2 protein-coding genes and 1 riboswitch are annotated in these 2,207 nt (G+C 64.2%); of the genes, one reads left to right on the forward strand and one right to left on the reverse strand.

What is annotated here, in order from left to right:
* Positions 1 to 792 (forward strand): DUF72 domain-containing protein, encoded by a 792-nt coding sequence (locus Q8S60_RS03200; protein ID WP_305276074.1) that lies wholly within the window; start codon positions 1 to 3, stop codon positions 790 to 792.
* Here Q8S60_RS03200 and glyA read toward each other — a convergent pair.
* Entirely contained in the window at positions 789 to 2,051 is a 1,263-nt protein-coding gene (gene glyA, locus Q8S60_RS03205; protein WP_305276075.1) for a serine hydroxymethyltransferase, read from the reverse strand. The two genes, Q8S60_RS03200 and glyA, sit on opposite strands and share 4 nt — an antisense overlap.
* Positions 2,052 to 2,102: 51 nt before the next feature.
* A riboswitch (ZMP/ZTP riboswitch) is annotated at positions 2,103 to 2,190 on the reverse strand.
* Between the last annotated feature and the right edge of the window lie 17 nt (positions 2,191 to 2,207).

Raw genomic sequence — 2,207 nt, forward strand, 5'->3', positions numbered from 1 at the left:
ATGGCGAAGAAAATCCGGGTGGGGATCGGCGGCTGGGTGTTCGAGCCGTGGCGCGGCACCTTCTATCCCGACGGGCTGACGCAGAAGCGCGAACTCGAATATGCGAGCAGCAAACTCTCGACCATCGAGATCAACGGCACCTATTACGGCTCGCAGAAGCCCGACAGCTTTCGCAAGTGGCACGACGAGACGCCGGACGGTTTCGTCTTCGCATTGAAAGGCCCGCGCTTCGCCACCAACCGCCGCGTACTGTCGGAGGCCGGGTCTTCCATTGAGCGGTTTCTGGAAAGCGGCCTGACGGAGCTGAAAGAGAAGCTTGGACCCATCAACTGGCAGTTCGCGCAGACGAAGAAATTCGATCCGGAAGATTTCGAAGGGTTCCTGAAGCTGCTGCCGAAGAGTCTGGGCGGGCGCGACCTCCGCCACGCCGTCGAAGTACGTCACGAAAGTTTCAAGTCGCCGGACTTCATCGCGCTGGCGAGGGAATATGGCGTCGCCGTGGTGACCGCCGCCGATGCCGAATATCCGCAGATCGGCGATGCCACGGCATCTTTCATCTATGTGCGCGCCATGGGAACGAGCGAGGACGAGAAGCTCGGCTATCCGAAGAAGGCGCTCGACGCCTGGGCGAAACGCGCGAAGGAATGGGCCGCGGGCGACGCGCCGAAAGACGTCGAGACCGTGAGCAGGCACAAGCCGCTCAAATCCGGCCGCGACGTCTTTCTCTATGTCATCAGCGGCGCCAAGGTGCGCAACCCCGCCGCCGCCATGGCGATTGCCGAGCGGCTTTAGAGCCCGTCCACGGGGAAGCGCGAAGTGAGTGCGCGCGTGCGGGCGGCGAGGGCCGTCTCCGTTGCGGCGTCTCCTTTCGCGTTGAGCGCGGCGGCGATGATTTCGGCTATCTCCGTCATTTCCTTGTTCCCCATGCCGCGCGCCGTCGCCGCCGGCGTGCCGAGGCGAAGGCCGGAGGGGCGCATCGGCGGGTTGGGATCGTCGGGGATCACCTGCTTGTTGGTGGTGAGGCCGACGCGGTCGAGTGCCTCTTGCGCCACGGCACCGTCGATGCCGAAACTCGCGACCGTGTCGATGACGAGAAGGTGATTGTCGGTGCCGCCGGTGACGAGCTTCACCTGACGTTCCGTGAGCGCCGCGGCGAGGGCCTTCGCGTTTGTGAGAACCTGTTTCGCGTAGTCGCGGAAGGCGGGCATGGCGGCGAGGCGGAAGGTGACGGCGGCCGCCGCCACCTGGTTCATATGTGGGCCGCCCTGAAGGCCGGGGAACACCGAAGCGTCGATCTTCTTCGCGAACTCCGCCTTGCAGAGAATGAGCCCGCCGCGCGGGCCGCGCAGCGACTTGTGCGTCGTCGTCGTCATGACGTCGAAGCCCGCATCCATCGGGTTGCGCATGACGTTGGCCGCGATGAGCCCGCCGATATGGGAAACATCCGCCATGGTGAGCGCGCCCACTTCATCGGCGACGCGCTTGAAATCCGCATAGTCGTAGTCGCGCGGGTAAGAAGAGTAGCCGCAGACGACGAGCTTCGGCTTGGTCTCGCGTGCGACGGCACGGAGATGGTCGAAGTCGATGGCGCCGTTCGTGGGGTCCGTCTTGTAGCGCACGAAATTGAAGAGGCGGCCCATATGGCTGACCGGCGCGCCATGCGTGAGATGCCCGCCATGGCTGAGGTCCATGGCGAGGATGGTGTCGCCGGGCTCGAGGAGGCCGAGATAAACCGCCTGGTTCATCGGCGAGCCGGACAGCGGCTGCACATTCGCGTGTTCCGCGCGGAAGAGCGCCTTGGCCCGGTCGCGCGCCAGCGTCTCGATGCGGTCGGTATATTCCTGCCCGCCGTAATAGCGCCGGCCCGGATAGCCTTCCGAATATTTGTTGGTGAAGGCGGAGCCGAGCAGGGTCAGCACTTCGGGGAAGGCGTAGTTTTCCGACGGAATCAGTTCGAGGCCCGCGCGTTGCCGCGCTTCCTCGCCCTTGAGCGCGAGAAAGATTTCATTGTCGGTCTGGGCGAGCCTGGCTCGTTCCTGTGAGGTCGTCATGGGGCGGTCTCCTTCGATGCCTGAAAACAAAAACGCCCGGCCAGCATGTAGAAGTGCTGCCCAGGCGATCGGCTCGAAAGACCAGTCTCCGCGCTCCCCGATGGTGACCCATCTGATTTCGCCAGTCGCGCGGAGGATATGTGCGACCGGAAGTGA

Source organism: Parvibaculum sp. (assembly GCF_030694575.1).
Classification (GTDB): domain Bacteria; phylum Pseudomonadota; class Alphaproteobacteria; order Parvibaculales; family Parvibaculaceae; genus Parvibaculum.

Excerpts from the sequence above, each read along its gene's own strand:
- Q8S60_RS03200 (WP_305276074.1), top strand. The coding sequence starts at position 1 with ATGGCGAAGAAAATCCGGGTGGGGATCGGCGGCTGGGTGTTCGAGCCG.
- glyA (WP_305276075.1), bottom strand. The coding sequence starts at position 2,051 with ATGACGACCTCACAGGAACGAGCCAGGCTCGCCCAGACCGACAATGAA.